This is a genomic window from Methylomonas rhizoryzae, from assembly GCF_008632455.1.
Lineage (GTDB): Bacteria > Pseudomonadota > Gammaproteobacteria > Methylococcales > Methylomonadaceae > Methylomonas > Methylomonas rhizoryzae.
This window is the reverse complement of record NZ_CP043929.1, coordinates 3,348,509-3,373,899: the sequence shown is the minus strand read 5'-3', so window position 1 is coordinate 3,373,899 and position 25,391 is coordinate 3,348,509. Positions and strand designations below refer to the sequence as shown.

General features: G+C 54.3%; 21 protein-coding genes. 15 read left to right on the top strand and 6 right to left on the bottom strand.

Annotated elements, in window-relative coordinates:
* The first annotated feature begins 313 nt into the window (after window positions 1-313).
* The 5 genes from F1E05_RS15030 (at window position 314) to F1E05_RS15010 (ending at window position 7,429) form a co-directional block, all read left to right on the top strand.
* Window positions 314-2,071, top strand: a complete 1,758-nt coding sequence (locus tag F1E05_RS15030) for a sugar transferase (protein WP_150049844.1) — start codon at window positions 314-316, stop codon at window positions 2,069-2,071.
* A gap of 153 nt (window positions 2,072-2,224) precedes the next feature.
* Window positions 2,225-2,881: a polysaccharide biosynthesis/export family protein gene (locus F1E05_RS15025; protein ID WP_190303165.1), complete on the top strand. Its 657-nt coding sequence runs from the start codon at window positions 2,225-2,227 to the stop codon at window positions 2,879-2,881.
* 10 nt (window positions 2,882-2,891) lie between these two features.
* Window positions 2,892-4,121, top strand: coding sequence for a GNAT family N-acetyltransferase (locus F1E05_RS15020; protein WP_190303164.1), 1,230 nt, complete (start codon window positions 2,892-2,894; stop codon window positions 4,119-4,121).
* A gap of 66 nt (window positions 4,122-4,187) precedes the next feature.
* Window positions 4,188-6,155: an SDR family NAD(P)-dependent oxidoreductase gene (locus F1E05_RS15015; protein ID WP_150049838.1), complete on the top strand. Its 1,968-nt coding sequence runs from the start codon at window positions 4,188-4,190 to the stop codon at window positions 6,153-6,155.
* Between the two features lie 14 nt (window positions 6,156-6,169).
* Window positions 6,170-7,429, top strand: a complete 1,260-nt coding sequence (locus F1E05_RS15010) for a GNAT family N-acetyltransferase (protein WP_150049836.1) — start codon at window positions 6,170-6,172, stop codon at window positions 7,427-7,429.
* A gap of 35 nt (window positions 7,430-7,464) precedes the next feature.
* On the opposite strand, the gene F1E05_RS15005 is transcribed toward F1E05_RS15010, so the two are convergent.
* Window positions 7,465-8,406, bottom strand: a complete 942-nt coding sequence (locus tag F1E05_RS15005; protein WP_150049834.1) for an FkbM family methyltransferase — start codon at window positions 8,404-8,406, stop codon at window positions 7,465-7,467.
* 158 nt (window positions 8,407-8,564) lie between these two features.
* Between F1E05_RS15005 and F1E05_RS15000 the strand changes: the two genes are divergently transcribed.
* Genes F1E05_RS15000 through F1E05_RS14970 form a run of 7 tightly spaced genes read left to right on the top strand, consistent with a single transcriptional unit; the run spans window position 8,565 to window position 15,911 of the window.
* A complete protein-coding gene (locus F1E05_RS15000) occupies window positions 8,565-9,707 on the top strand; it encodes a glycosyltransferase family 4 protein (RefSeq protein WP_150049832.1) in 1,143 nt (380 codons plus the stop codon).
* A 31-nt stretch (window positions 9,708-9,738) separates the two neighbouring features.
* Window positions 9,739-10,746 carry an ABC transporter ATP-binding protein gene (locus F1E05_RS14995; protein WP_190303163.1) on the top strand — a complete coding sequence of 336 codons (1,008 nt, stop codon included), beginning with the start codon at window positions 9,739-9,741 and terminating at the stop codon, window positions 10,744-10,746.
* Window positions 10,747-11,550 (top strand): ABC transporter permease, encoded by an 804-nt coding sequence (locus tag F1E05_RS14990; protein WP_150049828.1) that lies wholly within the window; start codon window positions 10,747-10,749, stop codon window positions 11,548-11,550.
* 10 nt (window positions 11,551-11,560) lie between these two features.
* Window positions 11,561-12,385 (top strand): PIG-L deacetylase family protein, encoded by an 825-nt coding sequence (locus F1E05_RS14985; protein WP_150049826.1) that lies wholly within the window; start codon window positions 11,561-11,563, stop codon window positions 12,383-12,385.
* Between the two features lie 7 nt (window positions 12,386-12,392).
* The gene (locus F1E05_RS14980; protein ID WP_150049824.1) at window positions 12,393-13,583 is read left to right on the top strand and encodes a glycosyltransferase family 4 protein; all 1,191 of its coding nucleotides are present in this window, start codon (window positions 12,393-12,395) and stop codon (window positions 13,581-13,583) included.
* Window positions 13,580-14,728, top strand: coding sequence for a glycosyltransferase family 4 protein (locus tag F1E05_RS14975; protein ID WP_150049822.1), 1,149 nt, complete (start codon window positions 13,580-13,582; stop codon window positions 14,726-14,728). The genes F1E05_RS14980 and F1E05_RS14975 overlap by 4 nt, the downstream gene beginning before the upstream one ends.
* A 1-nt stretch (window position 14,729) precedes the next feature.
* Window positions 14,730-15,911 carry a glycosyltransferase family 4 protein gene (locus F1E05_RS14970; protein ID WP_150049820.1) on the top strand — a complete coding sequence of 394 codons (1,182 nt, stop codon included), beginning with the start codon at window positions 14,730-14,732 and terminating at the stop codon, window positions 15,909-15,911.
* Here F1E05_RS14970 and F1E05_RS14965 read toward each other — a convergent pair.
* Window positions 15,894-17,348 (bottom strand): O-antigen ligase family protein, encoded by a 1,455-nt coding sequence (locus tag F1E05_RS14965; protein WP_150049818.1) that lies wholly within the window; start codon window positions 17,346-17,348, stop codon window positions 15,894-15,896. The genes F1E05_RS14970 and F1E05_RS14965 overlap by 18 nt on opposite strands.
* Window positions 17,341-18,486 (bottom strand): glycosyltransferase family 9 protein, encoded by a 1,146-nt coding sequence (locus tag F1E05_RS14960; RefSeq protein ID WP_150049816.1) that lies wholly within the window; start codon window positions 18,484-18,486, stop codon window positions 17,341-17,343. The genes F1E05_RS14965 and F1E05_RS14960 overlap by 8 nt, the downstream gene beginning before the upstream one ends.
* A gap of 22 nt (window positions 18,487-18,508) precedes the next feature.
* Here F1E05_RS14960 and F1E05_RS14955 point away from each other — a divergent pair, with 22 nt between their 5' ends.
* Both F1E05_RS14955 and F1E05_RS14950 read left to right on the top strand, forming a co-directional pair.
* On the top strand, window positions 18,509-19,651 hold the full coding sequence (locus F1E05_RS14955) for a glycosyltransferase family 4 protein (protein ID WP_150049814.1): 1,143 nt from the start codon (window positions 18,509-18,511) through the stop codon (window positions 19,649-19,651).
* Between the two features lie 32 nt (window positions 19,652-19,683).
* Window positions 19,684-20,592 (top strand): class I SAM-dependent methyltransferase, encoded by a 909-nt coding sequence (locus F1E05_RS14950; RefSeq protein ID WP_150049812.1) that lies wholly within the window; start codon window positions 19,684-19,686, stop codon window positions 20,590-20,592.
* Between the two features lie 18 nt (window positions 20,593-20,610).
* On the opposite strand, the gene F1E05_RS14945 is transcribed toward F1E05_RS14950, so the two are convergent.
* From F1E05_RS14945 to rlmB, 3 genes are read right to left on the bottom strand one after another with little or no spacing between them, the layout of a single operon-like run.
* Window positions 20,611-21,906 carry an NAD(P)/FAD-dependent oxidoreductase gene (locus F1E05_RS14945; RefSeq protein WP_150049810.1) on the bottom strand — a complete coding sequence of 432 codons (1,296 nt, stop codon included), beginning with the start codon at window positions 21,904-21,906 and terminating at the stop codon, window positions 20,611-20,613.
* Window positions 21,903-22,199 carry a c-type cytochrome gene (locus F1E05_RS14940; protein WP_150049808.1) on the bottom strand — a complete coding sequence of 99 codons (297 nt, stop codon included), beginning with the start codon at window positions 22,197-22,199 and terminating at the stop codon, window positions 21,903-21,905. The genes F1E05_RS14945 and F1E05_RS14940 overlap by 4 nt, the downstream gene beginning before the upstream one ends.
* On the bottom strand, window positions 22,196-22,942 hold the full coding sequence (gene rlmB / locus F1E05_RS14935; protein WP_150049806.1) for a 23S rRNA (guanosine(2251)-2'-O)-methyltransferase RlmB: 747 nt from the start codon (window positions 22,940-22,942) through the stop codon (window positions 22,196-22,198). The genes F1E05_RS14940 and rlmB overlap by 4 nt, the downstream gene beginning before the upstream one ends.
* A gap of 573 nt (window positions 22,943-23,515) precedes the next feature.
* Here rlmB and F1E05_RS14930 point away from each other — a divergent pair.
* The gene (locus tag F1E05_RS14930) at window positions 23,516-25,390 is read left to right on the top strand and encodes a di-heme-cytochrome C peroxidase (RefSeq protein WP_197737382.1); all 1,875 of its coding nucleotides are present in this window, start codon (window positions 23,516-23,518) and stop codon (window positions 25,388-25,390) included.
* Window position 25,391: the final 1 nt, after the last annotated feature.

Genomic DNA, 25,391 nt, shown 5'->3' with positions numbered 1-25,391 from the left:
GCTTATAAATATATTTAAGCAGCAAGCCAAAAATAATAAAGTTTTTTTTCGAAATCGCTGGTGTTTCGCAAACGACTTGTCGGCTGTAAACGGAAGGGTTTGGAGAGTGGAGTCTGCGGCATTGTTGGATATAGGTTTGATTATTACGTTGGGAGTGGTTGTAGATATATTGCTATATATTGTAATATTTCTCGTAATAAGTAACTCTTGATGTAAAATGCCTAGCTCGCTGCCCGACTGATTTTTAGGATAAAATATTGTTATGTTTTTGTTTGTATGCAGCCCGTATTTCTACGAACTTAATGGTTGATTCATGAAATCCAAGATTACGAAAGCGGTAATATTAAATAAAGGTACGATTTCTTGGTTTTCCAAAGGTTCTATTCATGGAATGGAGCCTCCGAGCTTGTTAAATAAACCATTCATCGATTATCAGATAAGAGCGTTACAAAATAATGGAATATCTGATATTCATATGTTGTTGGCCGGAGACGCCGCGCATGATTTATGTCAATACGAAGGCTTGCAAATACATAGGCAAGACGATTTTATGGGAACTGCAGGGGCTCTTTTAACCTTGAAAGATGTATTAAAAGACGAGCCCTTTATTCTGTTGAACGTATCAACGTACATAGATGATGAAAAAGTCAAGGCAATCATTGATGAGTATGCGGAACTTTCCGATAGTTGCGGCGGAGTGTTTGCAGTTTACGAGAGTTTGTCGGATTTTGACTATTCAGAGACTATCAATATATCAAAAACCGGAAGTATTCTAGGAGTTTATCGCGCGCACAGGTCTCAAAACAGGCGCAGCAATAAAGGTCTGGCCGGGTTTTATCTGTTGTCGCCAAAATGTTTTAATTATATTCCGGATAATACTTTTTTTGACCTTAAAGAGCAATTGTTACCTTTTTTGATTAAAAATGGCCTGAAAATTAAAGCATTTATCGTCGACGGCGAATGTTCGGTACTTACGTCCGCCAGTTACCTCAAACTCAAATTTCGGTTGTTACGAGAAGCTCTTGAAGGCGACTATGATAAATTCGGCTTAAAAGATAAAAATACTACGACTATTCATGGTGAGGTCAAAATCGTCGGTGAAGTTGCGTTTGGGGATTTTTGCGATATTCGACAAGGCGTCACCTTGATCGGTCCTGCTTTATTCGGAGACCACTGCATCGTAGATGAGGGAGCGACGATAGTCGGGCCGGTCGTCATCGGCCACAATTGCCGGATCGGCGCCAATGCCTGGCTACAAAGCAGCGTGCTGCACGACGGTGTAGTGTTAGGCGAATATACTCAAGTGCGAAACAGCCTGTTAGGCGAGGGACATCAAGTTGCCGCGGCCGATTCGCGTAACTGCGTCGACGCGTTGATCGACGCTGTTGAAATGCGTCGCAACGACGGCTTCGTAAACCACGAAATGCCGCAACTCATGGAGCATTACGATACCCTGTCCTGTGCATATTCGGTTGCAAAATATCAAATCAAAAAGCGCGTGTTTGACGTGATGCTTGCTTCATCTGTCATTCTATTGACTTTGCCGATTTGGTTGTTGGTGGCGATTGCGATTCGCTTAGAATCCAAAGGCCCTATCTTCTATCTACAAAAACGTTGCGGCATCCACGGTAAAGAATTTCCGATGATCAAGTTTCGCACCATGCAGCCTAATGCGCATCAGCTGCAGGATGGCTTGAGAGAGAAGCTCAACGAGGCGGACGGTCCCGTTTTTAAAATGACTAACGATCCCAGATTGACCAAGGTCGGTAGATTTCTCAGAAAGACCAGTATCGACGAACTTCCGCAATTGATTAACGTTCTACTCGGACATATGAGTTGCGTCGGGCCTAGGCCGTTAGCGATCAAGGAAATGGTTTACAACCCTCACTGGCGTGACTTGCGTTTGATGGTTAAGCCCGGACTCACCGGCTTGTGGCAAGTTTCTTCGCGAGACGATCCAAGATTTCACGCTTGGATAGAAAAGGATATCGATTACGTCAGAAATCAATCGCTTAGGCGGGACATCCGTATTTTGTTCGGAACGATTAAATCGGCTTTACAAGGCGTTTAATTGAATTTGAAAATGTTGATTCGAAAGCGAGATTCCGAGTTGCATCGTTTAGCTGTTAAGTTACTGAATTTTAGTCCGATATTCATTGCGATATTGATAACGGGATGTTCGATTAGTACTCCGGAGATTCAAAGTATTCCTGAGAGTGAATTATTGGCTGTCGATGCCAAGGATTATGCCTTGGATTACGGCGACGAACTGGAAATTAGAATTTATCCGCAAGAGAATTTAACCCGAAAAGTTCGTATCCCGGCGTCTAAAATCATCTATTTTCCGATGGCCGGTGAAATCGATGTCAGCGATAAAGGGGTAAACGAGGTTAGGCGGGTGTTAACCGAAAAATTAAGTCATTATTTAGTCAATCCGCAAGTGAGCGTCGATTTACTTTCGCAACGCAGTAAGAATATCTATGTGCTGGGTGAAGTAACTCAGGCCGGGGCGATTCCCTACGATTCGGCGGTACGTGCGGTGGATGCGGTGACAAGGGCTGGCGGCTTTACATTAAACGCATCCGAGGATAGCGTAGTTTTGATTAGGAATAATCAAAACCAATCGCGCATGAAGGTATTGGATTTAAAAAATATTATCAACGGCGAAGGCGGTATCGATAATGCGGTGCTAAAACCGGGAGATATAGTCTATGTGCCTCGCAGTTTCGTTGCCGATCTCGATAGATTTTTCGAACATGTCCAAAGGGGGCTGATTACCGGATTATTGGTTGAACAAGGTATCGTTTTATACCCATCGGTGGTCGATGCCATTAAAGGCGTAACGAATTCCAGCTCGACAGTTGTCGTTTCACCAAAATAGGACGGACATATTGAATTCAGAAATTAATTTGCCTAAGGTATCGCTATTAGATGATTTGGATACGATTGGGCAATTCAAAGCCGAGTGGGAGCTTTTATGGCAACAGGCAAGCCATAGCACTTTATTCAATAGCGTGGAGTGGTTTCTTACTTGGGCTAAGAGTTTCGCACCGCCGCTGGCGCAAACGCCGTTACATTTCACACGCGCTTATGAGGTTGTTCCGTTTAACCATGCGCAATGGCATCCGCATGTCGTGGTGGTGCGCGATCAGGGCCGTTGCGTCGGAATATTGCCGTTGTTGAGTTTTAAAGGCGTTTGGCGTCGTTGCCCGGCGCGTATCTTGTTGTCTCCCGTCAACAGCCAAGCATGGCGTAGCGGATTTTTGCTTGCCGATGGAGCCGATTGGGCTTATCAAGCTGCATTAGAGTTTTTGCAAGCTAAAGCCGATTGGGACGTATTGTTGCTCGATGGCCTGGAGCGGGAGTTAGGTGTAGAAACCTCTGTACGCTGCAGCGCCGTCAAGCAAAAGTTGTTGGTGGCCAAGCAAGATTTTCCGTGGCGAAACCGTTTCATCCGCCTGTCCGGCGATTGGGAAGAGTATTTGTCGTCCAAAGGTAAACACTTTCGCAAAGGTTTACGTCAGCAGGAAGGTTATCTGGCGCAACTTGGCGAGATCACTGTTGAACGTCATACTTCGGAGCTATCCGGAGACGCGGGTTTGCAAGCTTTTTTCGAGATAGATACGGAGAGCTGGAAAGCCGAGGATGGGGAGAGCGTAGCCGCTACCGCGGAGTTGTCTCAATTTTATACCCGTCTCTATCATGGCCTCGCAGTGAGCGGGCGATGTGAAATCTGGCTGTTGCGTATAGCCGGTGAGCCGGCATCCGCGGTGTTCTGTATTGCCGACAAAAACATCTTCTATGCCTATAAAACTTCGTTCAAACAAAAGTTTTCGTCGGCTCGTTTGTCGCCGGGTCTAATCTTGTTGACCCATTTGATCAAACAGGGATACAGCGCTGGCTATCAGGAAATCGACTTTTTGAGCGACGTGCCTACCGCCCAACGGTTGGCGCCGACTTGGCACGAGTACGACCGTATCGGTATTTACGCAAATCATTGGTACGGGCGTTGGCTTTTTACGCTCGATACTGTACTGCAAACGGTCAAGCCGTTCATCGGCCGGCTCAGGTCAAGTCTTAAGTCTATTTCGCCGCAATCAGTTCAAACGGTAACCGATTAGTCACAATCATTCAGCTTTTCGGCTGTAACCTCACCGATCAAACCGAAACTATCAGAGCATTCAAGCATGAGTAATAAAGTTGCGCGCAAATTTATTTGGATTACCAGTAAACTGGTTGGCCGGTTGCGGCGTTTGCAAACCCGGCTGTTTCAGACAGACGAGCTGGAACAATTACTCGCGGAAATTCCCAGAGCGTTGAGTTCCAACGATTTATCGGGAAAAGTCGTGGTGATCACGGGTTCCTCTCACGGCGTGGGCCAGGTGTTGGCCGCGGCGTTTGCCCAGGCCGGCGCATCGGTGGTTGTCAACGGCAGAAACGCAAGCGAAGTACGGCAAGTCGTGCAAAATATTCAAGCGGCGGGCGGGCGGGCGGAAGGTATAGCCGTCGACATCGCAAGCGAAAGCGGCGCGGCCGAATTGATCAAAGAGTCGGTCGCGCGCATGGGCCGAGTGGATATTTTGATCAACAATGCCGCGATACTTGGACCGGCCGGACAAGGTTTCCACCAGCTGGCTCCCCGGGATTGGTCACGGGTGATCGAAGTCAATCTTAACGGCGCATTTTACTGTGCGCGAGAAGCGGCTATATGGATGGCCGATCATGCGGTGGCCGGGCGTATCATCAATGTGTCGACCGGCGCCGCGCGCATGCCGGCCGAGGGGATAGGCGGGTATTCGGTCAGCAAATGCGCATTGGAAATGATGACGCGGGTGATGGCCCTGGAAGCTGCTAAGTCCGGATTGACGGTGGTCGCGGTCGAGCTTGGTTCCTTGCGTACACCGATGACCAAAGCCTATTTCAATTGGGAAGAGCACCAACTGTTGCCGCCTCCCGAAGCGGTTGTGCCGTTTTTCTTGCACGTTGCGACTGCAGCGGGAGACGCGTTACACGGCAGAATTTTGGCGGCCTGGCGCTATTTGCGCGATCCGCATGGCGAAACCTTGCTGAACGGTCCGCTAGCGGAGTTGGATAAGTTTACGTTTAATCCGGTTTATCGCGACGGTGTTGCCTTAAACCGTTTCGATCCGCAAATAGCCGCTTTGGATAGAGCGGAGAATCCTTTCGGAATGCCGGCAAAAGTCCGCGAGCTATTGCAGGACGCTGGGCAGCGTTTCGATTTTTCGCGCTACCCCGATGAAAATTATCCTTCTCTGCGCACGGCTTTAAGCCAAAAACTGAAACTACCCGAGGATTATTTTACCTTCGGTAATGGTTCGTCCGAATTGGTCGACCGCATTTTGCGAACCTTCGCGTTGCCGGGCGAAGAAGTGTTGTCCAACGACCCTACCTGGTTTATGTTTGACCGGCTGTGCCAAGCCATGGGTATCGTCAATCGCAAAGTGCCGTTTGTAGAAACCGCCGAGGGTTTCGACCACAACTTGCAACAAATGGCGCGCGAGATTCGTTACAACACCCGACTTATCTATTTGATCAACCCCAGCAATCCGCTGGGTGTCGGAATTCGCGCCGAAGCATTCGCGGAATTCTTGCAACAGGTGCCGGCACACATTCCGGTCGTAGTCGACGAAGCCTATCTGGAATACAGTAGCAATCCCGGCACGTTGCGCAGCCATGAAATCGTCGAGCGCTCCGATCGTTTAGTGCTTGGTTTACGCACCTTTTCCAAGTTTTACGGCTTGGCCGGATTACGTATCGGCTATGCGTTCGGCCGGCGCGAGGTGATGCGTTTGTTCGAACGCCTGGAACCCTTGTTTTGCTTGACGCCGTTAGCGGAAGCCGCGGCGGTGGCCGCTCTGCAAGATGCCGAGCATGCGCAACGGACCTTGAACAACGCCGACACCGAGCGCCGGCGGATTCAAGCGCGCTTGGCCGAATCCGGCCTGCGCAGCATGCCCGGGGAAATGAACGTGATGATCGTGGAATGTCCCGTGCCGCCGGAACGGGTCTACCAGGCCTACGATGCGGCCGGCATTTTGATGCCGCGCGGCGTTTGGCAGGAAAAATTCATCATTTTCCCGATTTTCCGGCCGGAGCAAAACGATAGAAACTTGGATATTTTGTTGAACGCTTGAAGGATCGGTCCGTTATGACCAAACTGTCGGTTGGGGATTTTCAGGTCGAAGAGATCAATAACCCCGAATCTCTGCTGGCGCTAAGCGACGAGTGGCGTCAGTTGTTGCAGCGTAGTGCCGTCGATTTAATGTTTTTGACGCCGGAATGGTTGCAAGGTTGCTGGCGGCATTTTTGCTCCGAGTCCTTGCGCCGGTTTGTGCCGGAACTGTTGGCGATTACCGTGCGCGACCCGCAAGGCGAATTGCAAGCATTGGCACCGTTCAAAATTACCGCGCACGATTTTTTCGGTTATCGGCTCAGAGTCGTTTCGTTTTGGGGGGAAGACGCTTCCGATTACAACGATATTCTGCTCAGCCGCGCCGTGTCGCGCGCCAAGGTCACAGCGGCCATCCTCGCTTATTTGCAGCAACAGGCGGCCAGATGGGAGGTTTTGGATTTACGCAATCTTTACGCGGAATCGGACACTTTGACACTGGTTGCCGAGCAATCGAAACGGTTGCAGTGGTTTAACAAAACTGCCGAGGAAAGTTATTGCCGGTTTATTCCGATGCGCGGTGGGTGGGACGATTACTTTGCCGAGTGCTGCAGTGCTCAGGGGCGACGCGATCACCGGAAGGAATGGCGGCGTTTGGAAGCCGTCGCGCCGGTCGAAGTACAACTAGCGGGCGGCGGCGAAGGACTGCACGACTTGCTGGAAACGTTGGCCGATATCGAAAGCCGGCATCCGGGCATCGATAACGCCAGGCCCGGCTTCCTGCGCACCTTTCCGTTTCGTGCCTTCCTGGAAGAGTTTCTGGAAAATCCTGTATCTTCGCAGTGGCTGCGGGTAGTGCTGATGCGTTGCGGCGATGTACCGGTCGCTTATTACCTAACCTTTTTGTATCAAGGCCGCTATTACGCCTATTTGACGTCCTACCGCGACGATTATCGCCGCTACGGAGTAGGGCGCTTGACCTTCATCCGCATGTTGCAACTGTTTTGGGATAGCGGGGCAAGCGAAATCGATCTTTTGCGTGGGGAAGAAGGCTATAAAGCCAACTGGGCTAAGCAAGGGCGGCAGAGTATGCGACTAGCGTCATACCGTAGCGATGTTTCATCGCGTATCGCCGCGTGGCTGTGGTTGAAGCTGTTGCCGGGTATGGAGCGTGGCTTACCGCGTTTGTTTTATGCGTTTACCTTGTTGAACGAAAGCGGCTGGGGCGCAATACGCGCTTGGCTAATGCAACGGTTGGGAATTGGTCGAACGCAACCGGACAAGACGAGCGGCGGCTAACCCCACCGAGCCGGCGGGGTTAGCCTGTTGTTAGGTCAGTGCAGCCGGGTCGAGAAGAAGAAATTCAGGTTTTGTTTGTCCGGGTCCGGAACGATCGAATCGACTTTTAACAATTCGCCGCGGATTAACTGATAAAAGTGATAACCGTGCGGTAGCAATAGAGCCTCGAGGTCGCGTTCGGTGTGGGTGCCGTCTACCACTTCGCAGAAAATGTCCGGTTTATCGGTGGCCAGAATGTGTGCCATGCCGCGCAATACCGCCGGCTCGGTGCCTTCGGTGTCGAGTTTGACGAAATCGACCGGACCCATGTTGAGTCGGCTACTCAGTTCGTCCAGTGTAAATGCCGGAACAGTACGCGCAACTACCGGGATGTCGAGAATTTTGGCTTCGTCGGGTAAGCTGGCGCGGGTGGAAGCGTCGCATTCGGTCGGCGGAATATAAAGGGTGATGTCGCCGCAATAATCGGTAATTGCGTACGGATAAATTTCAGCCCGGGTTTGGTTTAACGCAACATTGCGTTCCAGCGTTTGAAAGACCTCGGGGGCGGGTTCGAACGCGAACAGTTTGGCGTTGGGGGCGGCTTGCTTAAAGCAAAACAAATACAAACCGATGTTGGCGCCGATGTCTACGATGGTTTTCGCTTGGTTGACGATGTTCCAGATCGGCGAATTCGGGTAGAAATCCATTTGCGGAATGCCGTACCAGTAAACCAATCGGGTTAAGGCGCTGGCATTGGAGCCGGCCAGTTGGAATCGATACCCCTCTTCCGGGGAGAAGGCCAAGTCGTTGGGGATAGGCAGTATGCGCCGGCATTTGCCGCTCCATGTGCCGTAATCGTGGCTAATGATATCGGGTAGGTCGTATTTGGAAGGGTGTGCCGATTTGGGAGCGGAGTATCTTAACCGCTGGCGCACGAGGGCGTTAGAACCGAACAGCGATAAGGTTTTTTTTAGTATTTGTTTTGTAATCGGTTTCATAGGCGGCTAACTGGCGAATAATAATGAATAGTGAAACGGCGAGTCATTCTAAGCACAACGATGTGCGGCGTCATCTAGGGCGTGAAAAATATCTTTTACAGATACCGTGTTATTGAAACTAATCGACGTGGCTTAGGCTTGGTGCGCGGATTCGAGTGATGAAAATCGGATTAATTACCTGGGGATTCGATACCGCCGACGGGGTCGGTCGTTGCGTCGTCGAGTCGGCTAAACGCTTGGCGGTGGAGAATCGGGTCACGGTGTTTGCGGCCACTGCCAATCATCCGGAGGTAGCCGGGGTCGAGCTGAAAGTGTTGCCGCTCAGTTTGCGCGGCCGTTATCCGCGGGAAATAGAATATCTCTGTAAAATTGCCGGGTTGATCAGATCTGCCGATTGCGACATTTTGCACGCGCATATTCCGGCCTTGATTCCCGCGGATCTGCTTACCTGCCACAGTTTGCCGGCAGCCCTGCTGGAAAATCGGGATTTGCCTTGGAAAGTCAGGGTGCCGTATCAGTTGCAAAACGCCTTGTACCGTTACCATTTAGGCCGGGCTCAAGGGCGCATTGTTGCGGTGTCGGAAAAGGTCAAAAGCGAAATTGTGCAACGTTACGACTACCCCGTGCAGCGTATCAGCGCGATAGCCAATGGCGTGGATCTTGAGCGATTTTCGCCGCAAACGGTGGGCGAACACAGGCTACGGATGCGTAAGCAGTTAGCGCTGGACGACGGCCAATTCGTGTTCATGCTGGTAGGTTCCACTTTACGGTTGAAAGGCATGCATTTTGCCGCCAAGGCCTTGCAGCGTTTACCCGAACGGGCAGTGTTATTGGTGGTTGGGCACGGTAACCCTGCTGAAATGGCGGATGACGCTGAACTGATCGATAGCTTGCAACAAAGCGGACGTTTGCGGTTTGTCGTTCCCGATCAAGATATTGCCGCCTATTACGCCGCAGCGGACGCCTTGATGGCGCCCAGTCAATACGAATCGTTCGGTTTGGTGGTATTGGAAGCCATGGCCTGCGGATTGCCGGTAATCACCGCGTCCACGGTAGGTCTGGCTATCGAGGCAATAGCCGACGGGGTGTCGGGTTTAGTGGTTACCGATCCGGGCGATATAGACGGCCTGGTCGCTAAAGCGAGCTATTTGCTTAGCGATACTACGGTTTCGCGAGCGATAGGTGCTGAGGCCCGTGTGGTCGCCGAACGTTATTCCTGGGAGCGGCACGTCGAGAAAACTCAAGCCTTGTATCGGCAAATTTTGCGTAGCCGCGATTTGTCGAATGCCTCAACGGCCTAAATTTGTTACGGAAAAAACGGTAAAAATAGCGATGACATATATGGTAGAAGTCTGCGGGCTAACCAAAAAATTCGCCCAGCAGAAGCGAATAAGAGACGTGTTTACCGGCAGTGCGCCGCAACAGGTCACGGCGATAGACAACGTGTCTTTTAGTTTGGAAGCCAAAGAAATATTCGGTTTGTTGGGGCCTAACGGTGCCGGCAAGACCACGTTGATCAACATGCTGTGCACCTTGCTGATTCCGACTTCCGGAACCGCGCGGATCAACGGCATAGACGTGCTGAAAGAACCCGGCAAAATACGCCGTTTGGTCGGATTGGTCACCAGTAACGAGCGCAGTTTTTATTGGCCCTTGACCGTACGCCAGAATCTGCATTTTTTCGCGCAGCTATACCGCTTGCCGGACAAGGAAACCTCGCCTTGGATAAACGAAATGCTGGACGCTTTGGACATTGCCCGTTTTGCCGACCGGCGCTTCGACAGTTGCTCCACCGGGGTGCGTCAACGCGTGGCGTTTGCCAGAGCGATGCTGCACCGGCCGCGGATTTTATTCATGGACGAACCGACCAAAGGCCTGGATCCCGTCGCGGCCGTCGAATTGGTGCAATTGATAGAAGATAGGATTTTGAACATGTGGGGACCGACCATCATCATCACCTCGCACAACTTGACCGAAATCGAACAATTGTGTAAGCGGGTGGCGATCATGCAGCGCGGTACGCTGTTGAAATGCGAGGAAATCGAAGCTTTGAAAAGTAGCGTCTCGAAAATCAAAAGTTACGTTCTGGAATTGGCCGGTGCGCCGGAAGCCTTTTTGCCGCAGCTCAGCGCGCTGGACGGGATCGTCAACATCAACACGGTGCGCGATGCCGCCAGCACGCGCTTCGAGATCGAAACCAACGGTCGGCCCGGTCTGGTTTCGGAGATGTTGAGAAACGTGTTGGCCAACGGTGCCGACGTCATGCATTGCAGCGAAGTGCCGGTATCGTTGCAGGATGTATTTAGCAGGGTTATTGCGTCGGCAAGACAAGGGGGATAAATGGGACGAATCGCATTGGCGTTTTTACGGCGCGACTTTTTATTGGCCGTCAGTTACCGGGGCGCTTTCATCTTGCAACAACTGGGTATCGCCTTCGGGGTGCCGGTGCTGTATTTCATCAGCCAGGTCATGGAGGGTGGCCAAGCCGATTCGCTGGCGCAATACGGCGGTAAATATTTCCCGTTTTTGCTGCTGGGCGTCGCGTTCCAAGATTTCATTACCGTGAGCCAGTCTTCGTTCACTACCAGCATCCGCGAACATCAATTCATGGGGACCTTGGAGATCGTCATGCTGTCGCCGACGCCGGTACCGTTGATTTTAATTTTCTCGTCGCTGTGGGGTTATATTTTTACCTCGTTCCGCTTTGTGATTTATTTACTGTGCGGCTTTTTGTTCGGGCTGGACTTAAGTGCCGCTAACGTGCCGGGATTTTTATTGATTCTCGTGTTGTCGGTAGCCAGCATGGCTTCGTTGGGGATTTTGATCGCGGCGGCGACCTTGATCATCAAACGCAGCGAGGGTATCAACCTGATGATGACCGGTATCAGCTTGGCCTTCGGCGGGGTGGCTTATCCGGTTACCCTGCTGCCCGATTGGCTGCAATGGGTGCCGAAAGTCATACCGTTCAGCTATGCCTTGCAAGGCATGCGTTCTTCACTGTTGACCGGCGCCGGGGTGCTGGAACTGCTACCGGCGATCAACGCCTTGGCATTGTTTTCGGTCGTGTTGCTGCCCATCGGTTTGTATGCCTTCTCGCTAGCGACCCGCTATGCGAAGATCAACGGTACCTTGGGTCAATATTGACGGGTGAAACATGGCTGGTTTCCGCAGAATTATCGGCGATTGCTTGCGCAAGTTGCATGTCGAAGACAGAGTTAAGCAATTTCTCAAGGCCAAGCAACTTTGGGATAGGTACGAAACCCCGCCGCAGCTGATAGCCTGGCCGGATGGCCAGCGTATATTGGTGTTGGCGCCGCATATGGACGACGAAGTCATAGGCTGTGGCGGTACTCTGCGCAAATGCGTGCTAGCCGGCAAACAGGTTAAGGTAGCGTTCATGACCGACGGCCGGTTCGGCGACGACCGCTTGGCCCATCTGAGCGGACAGGCTTTCCAGGATTTGCAGCAGGAATTGATCCGGACCCGCAAACGGGAAGCCTTGCGTGCCGGCGAAATTTTAGGCGTGGAACCGCCGATTTTTTTCGACGCCGTCGACGCGCAGCTGCAATCGACCGACGTCATCCGCCGGCAATTGCGCCAGGTGCTGGACGAGTTTCGGCCGGACGCGGTATTCACGCCGTTTTTTACCGAAGACCACAAAGATCACCGGCAAACCACGCAAGTGCTGCTGGATACCGTGGAAACCGGCGATTATCGATTCGACTGTTATTGTTACGAAGTCTGGACTCCGTTATTTCCAAACTGTTTGGTCGATATCAGCGACACCATGACCTGCAAACGGGAAGCCTTGCAAGCCCATGCCAGTCAATTACAGGGTATAGATTATCAGCGGGCCATGGATGCCTTGACCCGCTATCGCGCCATGCGCATTAGCCGCGACGGCTATGCTGAAGCGTTTTTTCGCCTGCCGATGGCGGAGATGCGGGCATTTGCCGAGCGATTGGCGATTGCCGGTTAAGGGTTAGATGAAAATCCTGCATATCCATGATCGGCCGGCGGGATACGGCGGCGGCGAAGTGTATTTTGCCGAGGTTGTTGCCGGCCAATTGCAACGAGGGCATCAGGTCGCTACCTTGCATCTTCTGGCAGCGGACGCCGGCGAATCCAGCCGGCCGGGCAAGCATGTTCTACACAAGCCGCACGGTTATTTCAAAGGCCTGGCTAAACTGCCGCGGCTGCTGCAAATCGTCGAGCAGGAAGCGCCCGACGTCATTCATTTGCATTGTTTGTTTACCCCGGTCTGGTTGCGAGCCTTGCTTAGTGCGTATCCGCTGGTGCTCACCCTGCACAGTGTCGAAATGTTGTGTTTTCTATCGTCCAAGATACGGGCGGACAACCGGCAAATTTGTCGGTCCGCTATGGGGTGGCACTGCATCGCCAGCGGTTGTTATAAACCCTTGCAATTCGGCGGCTGGCTGTACGGCCCTTATCAGGCCTGGCTGCGTTATCGGTTATTGCGCATGTTGCCGCGCTTGCACAAATTGATTGCCCCGTCCGCCAGCATGGCGGAAGAGTTGCGGTTAGTCGGCGTGCCGGCCGAGCGGATTGCGGTGGTGCCGCATTTCACCGCCTTGCCGCAGGTTGGCGTTTCAGACACTAAGCGCCCAGCCGGGCAATTATTATTCGTCGGCCGCTTTAGCTGGGAAAAAGGCGTTAGCGAATTCGTAGACATGCTAAACCGGCTGCAAACCCCGGGCTGGCAAGCCACCATGGTAGGGGAGGGACCTATGCTGGCAGAGCTTGAGCAGCGTTTGGCCGAGGCCGGATTAACCAGCCGGGTGCGATTGGCCGGTAAAGTGGCGCGCGAAGCGATGCCGCAGGTTTACCAGCAAGCGGACCTGCTGGTGGTGCCCTCTCAGGTGCCGGAAGCGTTCGGCCTGGCCGGCATCGAGGCCATGGCGGCCGGCCGGCCGGTAGTGGGTTTCGATATCGGCGGTATCCGCGATTGGCTGGCGCATGAAACCAGCGGATTTTTGGTCGAGGCCGGCGATCGGCAGGGGCTGGCGCGGCGGGTAGACCAACTGTTGCAAGACGACGCACTCAGAACCCGCATGGGCGAGGCGGCCGGACGGCGGGCTAAAGAACTGTATAGCCTGCCGGTGCATTTACAGCGCTTGCAGAGCGTCTACGAGGAAGCCGCCGGAGCCGCACGATGAGTTTACGTATCGGTATCGACGGCTTACCCTTGCAGATCCCGGGCAACCGTACCGGAGTTTATCAATATACCTGGCGCTTAGTGGACAATCTGCAGCAGATTGACCGGCAGAACGCCTATCGGCTGTTGTTCTTCAGTTGCCGCGACCGGGCGAGTCGGGAGTTGGTCGCATCTTACCGGTTTCAAGCCAATTTTGATAAAAGCCTGTTCCGCACGCCTTACCGCTTGATACACGCGCTGGGCGAATATGCACCGTCGTTGGCCGGGTTGGGCGGGCGATTCGACGTCTATCACGGGCCGGCTTTTCGCCTGTTGCCCAAGGCTTATTACAAGAAGTCGGTAGCGACCATTCACGACATCAATTTCTTGCAACATCCGGAATTGTTCCCCGATCCGCGCGGTTTGGAAAATTATCGGCGCGAGACCGCATACGCCGTGCAACATGCGGACGTATTGCTGACCGTATCCAATTTTACTCGAGACGAAGTCATGCAGGCTTACCGCATAGGCAGCGACCGCATTCGGGTGATTTATCCGGGGATAGGCGAAGAGTTTCACGATCGCCACGATGCGAGGCTACTGCAAGCGATGCAAGACCGCTTGGGCATACGTGGCCCTTATTTGTTATTCGTCGGCTTGCAGGAGCCGAAAAAAAATCTGCTTCGCTTGCTTAGAGCGTTCGCCCAGGCGAGAAGCGAGTTTGCCCGGCCGCACCGGTTGGTGCTGGCCGGCGCGCCGGGGCCCGACACAGACGCCATCCGTAAGCTGATAGCGGAACTCAAGCTGGGCGACGCTGTGTTGTTGGCCGGTCACGTGGCCCGCGCGGATTTGCCGCTGTTATACGCCGCTGCCGCGGCCTTCGTGTTTCCGTCTTTGTACGAAGGCTTCGGCATCCCGGTATTGGAAGCCATGGCCAGCGCCACGCCGGTGATTACCTCCGATGTGGCGTCGCTACCGGAAGTGTTGGGCGACGCCGGCTATTTGGTCAATCCCTTGGCTGTCGACGAATTGGCGCAAGCCATGGTTCGCTTGTTGGCGGACAGCGAAGGCACGGCGCGGCTGGTTGTCCGTGGTTTGGAAAGAGCTCGACAGTTTTCTTGGCTAAACATGGCCGAACAAACCTTGCAACTTTATCGAGACCTATGAGATGTCCACGCTAAATATCCACATGTTGTACGACTTGCCGGTCGGCGCTTACCACCATTATTGTGCCTTGTTGTGCAATGCGTTGGCAGCCCGGGAAGAGGTCGGGCAAGTCGCATTGACGGCGGTGTTTTCCGAGCGCCGGCGGGTAGATGTCGATCCGGAAGAAATGGATTTGGTCGATCCCAAAGTAGCCATGGTGATTTTAGGACCGGGCGGCGGCAGTAAATTCAGCCGTTATTATCGATTCTTCTCCAATTTTGTCCGGCATTGGCTGGCGCTGAAAAATGACGGCTGCACCTTGGTGCATTTACATACCGCTACCGGCTTGAACGCCTTGGATTTGGGGTTGTTGCTGGCATACAAACTCAAGGGTATCCCGATTGTGCGCACCATACACGAGCTGACCGCCGCCGAACGTTTAGCGCATCCTAGCGGATACGAATTATGGTTCGGCCGCTTGTTACTCCGATTGACCGATGCGGTCATCGTGCACGATCCGCGCAACATCCCGCTAGTGCGCGCCGCCTTGGGCCGCGACGGCACCCCGGTGGCGGCGATACCGCACGGCAATTATCTGGTGTTTCGCAAATACATGCCGCACGGCTCCCAACAAGAGGCACGCGCCGCTAACGAAAAACCGGTCGTGTTGTTTTTAGGCGTCAAACGCCATAAAGGCATAGAGGTCTTTCTGGAGGCAATGCGCCAATTGCAAGCCGAGCAATTTCCGGTTCAAGGCATAGTCACCGGGCGAATCAATCCCGGCGACGAAGATTTGCTGGCGCAGATAGAACAATTGGCTAACGTAAAGCAGGACGCCAGCTATGTGCCTAATCACGATATGTGGCGGATTTATACGCAAGCCGACGTAGTGGCAATGCCGTATTTGAAGGGTACGACCAGCGGTGCCGTGCATCTGGCATACGCGTTCGAGCGGCCGGTCATCGCGTCGGATATCGATTGTTTCAAAGGCATAGTCAGCGACGGTGAGACCGGCTTGATCGTCGCGCAAGGCGATGCTGCGGCCCTGGCGGCGGCGATCAAGCGCTTATGCGAGGATCAAAATTTGTGCCGTCGTTTGGGGCGGGCCGGGTTCGAGCGGGTCAGTTCCGGCGAATACAGTTGGGAGGCTATCGCCCAGGATACGCTCAAGCTTTATCGGCAAGCCTTAGCGTCCGAGGTTTAGGGCTGCAACTCGCGCTTCCGGTTTACGGACGCTCACAGCCCGCAACGGTCGGAGGACGATCAGCGCGGAGCCTTCGATGATGCCGAATAGCAGCCATAGTGTGCCTTCGTAAGCCATGGGTTCGGAGAACATGTGGATAATCAACGGCAAAAGTCCCAATAAATAGCCTTTGAATATCCATTTTTCCGGTACGTTCGGCAAGCGCAGCACCCGGATTACCCGAGCGATGATGAAGGTAACGATGCCTAAATAAATCAACGCGCCGAACACGCCCAATTCGGTGGCCATTTGGCCGAAGGCATTGTGGACCGGGTAGGCGACGGTAAATATGCCTTCCTGGAATAAGTTGCCGGACGCGTTGGCGAAGTTTTGCACGCCCATGCCGATCAATGCCTGCCTATCCAATACCTCCATGGCCAATTCCAGCAGGCGCAAGCGTACTTCGCCGGACGAACTGGCATAGTTCTTCATCAAGCGGTACATGAATTCCAACAGTCCGGACCAGTAGCAGACAATCAGAACGAAGCCTATGGCCGCGGTGTAATGAATGGTTAAGGCCGGGCGGTTGAAGTAAATGAACAGCAGCATCACCAGGGCTAAGCCGGAAAGGGACGATGCGCTCCAGGTCAAGGTGATGCCGGCGCAATTCAGTAAAAACGCCAGTATGTAAAACCATTTCCACGTTGCCGACTTGGCGTTGGCGATGGCGAACAGCACCAGGCCGGCGCAGAACAACAAATAATCGTTCAAGCCGGCCGGGTTGGGGAAGAAGGCGGTCGAACGCGGCATGACGCCGAACGGCGTGGGTTTTAAATATCCCATGGCTTGCGATTCGCCGATGCCGGTGGTCCATAATATGCCCCACACCCAAAACACCACGGTTTGGCCGATGGCAACCAACGAGGAAAACACGCTGGCCGCGATCAAGGCGTAAGTGGTATGTTCGATCAATGGCCGGCGCCGGAGTAAAGCGACCACCGCGAAAAACAGCGCGAACTTCTCTGAAATGGCGATCAAGCCGCCTATCGGCGGCCGGTTGATCAGCGCCAGCACTGCCAGAAACATCAAGCCCAACGCGGCGAACATGATGGGACTGATTTGTACCGGCGCGCGCGATTCGGTAGCGGCGATGAACAGCCACAGCGCAAACAAGCCGACCGAGGATACGTCCAGCACGTCCAACGAACCTATGCCGAGGCCGCTAAACTGGCTGGCGGCGACAATGAACACCAAGAGGCTGAGATCTTTGTGACGATACAGTCTTGGGCCGTTCAGCGCTAGAGCCGCGATCAGCACGACAAGACCAGCCAAAACCGCGGTCAGAAAATACGGGAAGCGGTTGAAGCCGAAGGTAAAGCTTAGAATCGGGTCGGCGCAAATCCATCCGGCGACCAGTGCGCCTATCGCCACGATTTGCCAAGACACGGATTTAGCCATGGGCGCTTGCCGGCTTGGAATCGCCGTTCAGCAAGCCGACGGCCGCGGCGGCGACTTCGTCCACATCGATATTCTCGATCGGATTGCGAGTCGTGCGGTCGAATTCTTGAAAAGGCTGATGCAAGAACACTTGTTCCGCCGAGGCCTTGTGCAATGCGATGCAATTGTCGCTGGTGCAGATAACTTGCGCCGGCAAAGTGTAACCGAATAAACCGATGCAGGGCAGGCCGACGGCCAGCGCCAAATGCAAGGGACCGGAGTCGTTGCCTATGAACAGATCGGCTGCGGTCATGATGGCGGCCAATTGGGTCAGCGTGGTTTGGCCGGATAGATCGACCACGTTGTCCAGCGCGGCTTCGGAGATCACCCAACGGTTTAATGCCGTTTCCGCCGTTGTGCCCAACAATAAGAACAGGCAAGGCCGTTGCCGGGACAGGGTTTGCAGCAGCTGTGCATAGCGTTGCTGCGGCCATCGCAGCTCCGGTCGCCAATGATTGCCGGCCTGCACGACGACAATCGCTTGTTCGGGGTTTTGCCGGAGCGAGGCCAACAGTTGGCGGGCGAAATCCCGGTCCGCCGCGGCAATTTCCAAGCCGACCGGCGTTTGCTCCGCAATGCCGAGCGCGTTTAACAGGTCGAGGTTTTGGCGGACGATAGCGATTCGGTCCTGCAGCTCGACTTTGACGGTATTTAAAAAACCGGCGCCTGCCCGTTCGAAGCCGGCGCGGCAAGGAGCGCCGCAAACCCAGGCTAAAATTGCATTCTCCAGCATTCCTTCGCCGCGCGCCGGGTTTATAATAAGATCGAAGCGCTGTTTTCGTAGCGAGTGCATTAATCGCAGTTTGGCGGATAAGCCTTTGTGTTGCTTTAAGGGTTCGTACGCGAAGCGTGGGTTGGGTCTGTATTGTTCGGGCAACAATTGATAAACGGTTTCCGGAAACGGGCTGAGGCTGGCAATATAGGCGTCGGGAAATCGCTCGCGCAGGGCGGTGATAACCGGAAATACCCGGATGATGTCGCCTATCCCGCCGGCTTGAAAAACCAATATTCGCTTGAAATCCCCATTGTCAGGCTGGTGGGAAAATAAAAAGCCGATATATTTTCCGCACCAAGCTATTATTTTTAATAGTAACTTCATATTAATATAGAGATATTCGACGATGAAAATCGGAATCGACGGAAGATTGGGTTATAAGGAAGGAATAGGCCGATATTTATTCGAATTAGTCGAAAATTTGGCGGAGTTGGCTCCCGATTACCGGTATATATTATACTTTAATGCCGAGCACAGCGATTACTATACACAACACGCACCGAGAAGGCAAAACATCGAATGGCGCTTCATAGCCGGCGCGGCCTTTCGCGGCCGGGAGCAATGGAACCTGATCCAAGCGGTAAAAGCCGATAAAGTCGATCTCTATCATGCCACCTTCGAATACGGCGCCCCGCTGTGGCTGGATGCACCGCTGATATTAACCGTTCACGACGCTTATTTCCTGCCACCGGCAAAATCGAAAGAATATTTTCGCTCGTTTTCCACCTATTTATATTATCAGCTGATGATGGCCTACGGCTTGGTTAAGGCCAAGCGGGTAATTACCGTGTCTAATTTCGTGCGCAATAAAATAATCGGCCACTCGGCGTTTTATTCTAAGTTTAAAAATAAAATTAGCGCTGTCCATAATGGAGTCGGTTCGGAGTTTAATCTAAACGGCGACGACGATGCCGGCATTACCGGCAAATACGGCTTGGACCGTTACTTCCTTTACGTCGGTGCCTTGACCAATCACAAGAACATCTTCGGTTTGTTGTCCGGTTACGCTTATGCGGTGCGGCAGATGCCGGACTGCCCGCGTCTGGCGGTAGCCGGCAAGCCGAATAAAAGCCTATGGAATTTGTCGGAGCTGTTGGAAAAGCAGGGCATAGTCGATAAGGTATCGTTTCTGGGCTACGTGCCTAACGAAGAGTTGCCCGGCTTGTTCCGTCGGGCATTGGCGTTCGCCTTTCCGTCCCTGCACGAGGGTTTCGGCATTCCGGTGCTGGAAGCCATGGCCTGTGGTACGCCGGTGATTACCTCCGACCGCACCGCACTACCGGAGGTGGCCGGCGATGCGGCATTGTTGGTCGACCCGCACAGTCCGGAGGCCATCGGCAACGCCATGCTCAATCTTTGCCGGGATCCGGCCTTGGCCGCCGAATTGCGCGCAAAAGGCCTGGCCAGGGCCGGACAGTTTTCCTGGCGCAAAATGGCGGCCGAGACTTTGACTCTATACCGTGCGGTTTTGTCCGGCAGTTCCCATTAACCTATTCCGATTCACTTAACCTTGCAACCTCTATGAATACCGTTACCACTAGCCACGATGTGGCCGCCCAGGCATGTCAATGTAATCTATGTCAATCCGAGCGCATTACCGTGTTGTACGAGCTGGACGATTTTGCCATCGTGCGCTGCCAAGAGTGCGGTTTGGTGTTTTTAAGCATGGCGTTGAACGCCGACAAGTTGAGCGACATGTACAGCGATAACTACTACAAGGAGCGTTCGGACTACTTTCAGGTCGACGTCGATCCCGATCGAGTAGTTAGCGGCGAGGCCGTCGATTTTACCAACTTCAAAAACGGTTTGGCTTTGTTGGAACGGTTCCGGCCGGAAAAAGGGCGTTTGCTGGACGTGGGCTGCGCGCTGGGCGGTTTTTTGGGATTGGCCAAACAAGCCGGCTGGACGGTGACCGGTGTCGATATTTCGCACTACGCCGCCGAGTATTGCCGGGAGCGCTTGGGCGTCGAGGCGCACAGCGGTCTTTTGACCGACATTGCATTCGCCGATGAGACTTTCGACGTAGTGACGCTGTGGGACGTGGTCGAACATTTCGAAAAGCCGGTCGAACAACTTAAAGAAGTCAACCGCATTTTGAAAACTGGCGGTTGGTTGTTAGTGGATACCCCCAACGAACGCAGCTTGATCCGCAGCGTAGCCAGGCTGATTTACGATATCAGCGGCGGACGCGTGGACGGGCCGCTGAAAAAACTGTTTCACCAATTCCATTTGTATTACTTCAACGAAAACACCTTGCGGCGAGCGCTGAGCGATAGCGGATTCGAGCTGGTTTCCTTGCAAGGCCGTCCGCTCCCTGCCGACAAAGGCCGCGCCGGTTTGATCGGCCGCTGTATCGTCACGCTGTTCTCCTGGCCGGAAAAATGGTTGGGCCGCGAATTCGAACTGGTAGCGTTGGCCCGCAAGCGTTGAAGCAACAGGATTGCTCGATCAGCCGAAGCTGTCGGCGATCAAGCTCCGATAGGCGTTTTTTGCATACAGGGCTTCCCGCTCGGCGGCGTCCGGCAGATGGGAATCGCTGACGCCGCCGGCACCGGGTACTGCGGCTATCCGTCCGCTGGAATCCAGTCGATACACGCCCGCTATCGAAATACCGTGATCCGGCGCGACCAAGCTGTAACAGATGTTCAGCCAGCCGGCTTCGCCGGGTTCTCGGTCGTTAAGCAATGCGGTCACCGCCAGGGCGCAGGTTTTGGCGGCCGAATTGGCGGCAAACGCCGATTTGGGGATGGGCGCGAGCTGGGCGGCATCGCCGATGACGTGGATAAAAGGGTCCAGCGGCGACTGCGACGTAGCGGGTAGTACCGGACACCAGCCGGACGCGTCGGTCAAGCCGGATTCCACGGCCAAGCGGCCTGCGGTTTGCGGCGGGATGATGTTCAACACATGACCGGAAAAACGGTCGCCGAATTCGGTCACGACGGTTTTGCCGGCGGCATCCAAGCGCACGATAGGATTGTCGGCCAAACTGTGCCATTCGATCAGGCTATGGGCGGTGCCGTAACCGTAGTGGCGGCGCCAGCCGGCTTCGAATAAAGCTTGCTTGGAGAAGCTGCGTTTAGGGTCCAGAATCAAAATTTTACTGCGCGGTTTATGCCGCTTTAACCAATGGGCCATCATGCTGGCCCGTTCGTAAGGACCGGGCGGGCAGCGGTAAGGATCTGGCGGTGCGGCGATCAACAGCACCCCGCCGTCCGGCATGGCCTGCATCTGCCGCAGCAGCAATTGAGTTTGCGGGCCGGCTTGCCAGGCATGCGGAAAACGTGCAGCGGCATTGACGTCGTAACCAGCTATTGCTTCCCAGTCGAATGCGATGCCGGGCGCTAGTAGCAAGCGGTCGTATGCCAAATCGGTTCCGCCGGCCAAGTGCAGGCGCCGGCGAGAGCTGTCGATGTATTTCGCCCGGTCCTGCACCACATCAATGTTATAGCGTTGGCTTAAGGCCTGGTAATCCACTTGCAATGCCGTCGGCGTGGATTGTCCGGCAAACAGCCAATTGCTGCCGGGGCAAGTCATGTAAGCGTTTTTCGGCTCTATCAAGGCGATGCGCAGGTCCGGGTCCAAAAAGCGCAGGGTTTTGGCGAAAGTCGCGCCGCCGAAGCCACCGCCGACCACCACCACGCGGGCCTTGCCGGCGGCGTGTCGCGACAACCGGCAGGCGCTCAACGGCGCCAGGCCGGCCGCGGCTAGCGTGCGTAAAAACCGGCGCCTGGCATCGTCGATCATGGCTTCAGGGCCGTCAAATAAGCGGCCACCCCGGCCAGCTCGGCGTCGCTATAACCCTTGGCGATACGCGGCATTAAGGTGGCCGGCTTACGGTCGTATTTGAAATCCAACAGTATCAGAGTCATTTGTGCGGCCGACAAACCTGTCAGCTTCGGGATGCCGGTGGATTCGGCATGGCTGTGGCAGGTCAGGCAGTTTAACGCGACGGCTTGCGGACCGGCGTCCGCCGCACTGGGCGGTGAGTGGGTCAAGACCAGCAAGCCGGCGGCCAGAGCGGCTTGCGCTGTATTCACCGGCCGCCCCGTTTTTGCCGGAATGCCTCGTACATCAGTACGCCGGCAGCGACCGAGACGTTCAAGCTTTCCACTTGGCCCAGCATCGGAATTTTCACTAAAAAATCGCAGTGCTGGCGGGTCAAATGCCGCATGCCGCTGCCTTCCGCCCCCATCACCAGGGCCAGCGGCAGGTTCAAGTCCAGCTCGTACAAAGTTTGCTCAGCATCTCCGGCCGTACCTAAAATCCAGATATTTTGCTGTTTCAGCCAGCGTAAGGTACGGGCTAAATTGACGACCTGGTAAACCGGCACCGTTTCGGCCGCGCCGCTGGCGACTTTGCACACGGTAGGGGTAATGCCGGCCGCGTTGTCTTTGGTGACGATGATGCCGTGCGCGCCGACCGCGTCCGCGGTGCGCAGACAGGCGCCCAGATTGTGCGGGTCTTGCACCTGATCCAATACCAGATAAAAGGCGGTTGCTTGTAGCCGCTCGACGTCGGTTTTCAATTGCTCTTCGCTAAGCATGCCGGGCAAATCGACTGCCACCACGATACCCTGGTGATTCTTGCCGTCCGCCATCCGGTCCAGCTTTTTGCGTTCGGTTTTTTCCGGTTGCACGCCGAGCTTTTGCAGTTCCTCCAGCACGGTTTGCAACCGGTTGTCGTGACGCTGGCCGTCCACCCAGACCCGGCGAATTTTTTGCGGCGAGTATTCCAGGGCCGCCTGCACCGCGTGCAAACCGAAAAGATGCGTATTGCTCATGTCAACTGTGTAAGAAGCGAAAAATGTGCGCCGGTTCGGATCTGGCGAGCCGGGCCGGGCGTTCATGCTAAAGGCCGGCGATGCGGGATGCAATAAAAATTGTCGAAAGCGATAGTGTCAATGCCGGCAGTATAAACATGAGTGTTAGATGTTCGAATCGAGGCGATTGAAAAGCGAACTGGTTCAAAATTTCCGACTATGCTTGGGGTGTTGCTATACCGCAGGTAGCGATTGCAAAGTAAGGGTGGACTGGATGCAGCGAATCAAGGTCAGACCGGCGGTGGTGGCTAAGCCGCTGGAAGCCGGTCAGCCGACGGCGTATCGCCTTCACCCTTTTACTCGACTTCCCTTGCTTTTGGTGGGGCCGTTTCGTCTTTTGGGGTTGGCGGAACGCGGAGTCGAGCGCACTAAAAACCGGCGCTCAGACCGGTTTCGCACTTGCGGCGGGGCAACATTCTTCCATGTGCCGCCGCGCCCGGGGTTAAAGTCGGCAAAAAGTACGGAGAGTGGACGTAAGCCAGGCATGGCTTAGCCTCGCGGGGACGATGGCCGCTTAATCCATCGGTGATAGCTATGCATAGAAATAACAACAAAGCACTCAGCTGCAGTAGGCAAACGTTTTTCGCGATTGCGTTGTCCATCGGTTTTTTTGCTGCGGCTTTGCCGTCGTCGGCAGCTGAAAACACGGTTTACGTCGAGCAGGGCAAGGCGTGGACCAAGCCCGTCAGAGAGGATTTTTACAGCCGCGACCAAGGTTCGCGCATCATGCCTTTGAAATGGTTTCAAGCCTTGAAGCAAGCCAGCGGCGAAGCTTTTACCGCCGATAACATGCGGCGTTTCGGCTATTTGCCCAACCCGGCCAGTCCGATGCCGGGTCTGCCGCTGGGTTTTAGTACCAACAAAGAGGCGGTCGGCATGACGTGCGCGGCTTGCCATACCCGGCAAATCGAAGTCGGCGGCGTGCCGTACCGGATTGACGGCGGTCCTGCGATTGCCGATTTTCAGGGCTTTGCCGCCGAGTTACGCAACGTGGTGGACAGGACACTCAACGACCCGGCCGCCTTTGCCGATTTCGCGCAAAACGTGCTGGGCAGCGGTGCCGACGCTGAAAAGCAAGCCGAACTGAAACAGGCCTTGCAGGATTGGTTCGTGCCGTATCGCACCTTGATGGATAAGGCCTTGCCGAAAGACGCGCCCTGGGGGCCGGCCCGCTTGGACGCGGTAGGCATGATTTTCAATCGCCTGACCGGCCTGGACATCGGTTCGCCGGAACATCAGTACGTCATAGAGGGCAACATCCATTTGGCCGACGCGCCGGTGCGTTATCCCTTCATCTGGAACGCGCCTATCCAGGATAAAACCCAGTGGCCGGGCTTGGCGGACAACGGTAACGATATATTGGGCTTGGCGCGCAATTTCGGCGAAGTGGTGGGCGTGTTCGCCGAGTTTCATCCGCAAAAAGACGACTGGAGAATACTCGGCTACGACTACCTGAAGGTTAATTCCGGCAATTTCGACGGTTTGAAAAGCTTGGAAAACATGGTGAAAAAAATCGGCCCGCCCAAATGGCCGTGGTCGGTCGACAAGGCCTTGGCGGCGCAAGGCAAGGCGATTTATGAAAGTCCGAGCAAAACCGAGCAGGGCGGCTGCGCCGGTTGTCACGGCATTCGCAAGGGGGCGATCCGGTCATGGAAGAAAACCTGGGCGACGCCTTTGTGTAACGTCGGCAGCGACATGCGTCAATTCAATCTGTTGACTTGGACGGTCGATTCCGGGGTGATGGAAGGCGCTTTCATTCCCTTCTTCGAAAAACCGATCAAAGCTCAAGACGCCGCATTCAACGTACTGGGCGTGGCGGTGATGTCGTCGGTGTTGCAGTACGAGAAGCGGTTGGTGGTTAAACTGGAAGACGACATCAAGCGCAAGGCGGAAAAGTTGCACGGTAAACTGGGCATAGCGCCGGATCCCAAAGCCGTCGAAAGTTTACGAAAACTGCAAAACCAGTTGCTTAGCCCGGACGTGATCGATTTGAAAGGGGCGTTTCATCAGTTGAGCAACGCCTGGGTGATGCCGTCGCCGGCGGAAGATTGGCAAACCGATCCGATCTGCAAGGACGACTTTACCGCGCCAGTGCCGAAATTAGCTTACGAATCGCGGGTGATGCAAGGCATTTGGGCTGCCGCGCCGTATTTGCACAACGGTTCCGTGCCGACCTTGCAGGACTTGCTGAAACCGGTCGCCGAACGCCCGGCCCAGTTCAAGGTCGGCCCGGCCTACGACATCAGCAAAGTAGGTTTGGCCGCCGAACAAAGCCAATTCGATTACACCTATAAAACCACGGATTGCAACGACCGCCTATCCGGCAACAGCCGCTGCGGCCACGAGTTCGGCACCAAACTTAACGATCAGGAAAAAGCCGCGTTGCTGGAATATTTGAAAATCTTGTAAA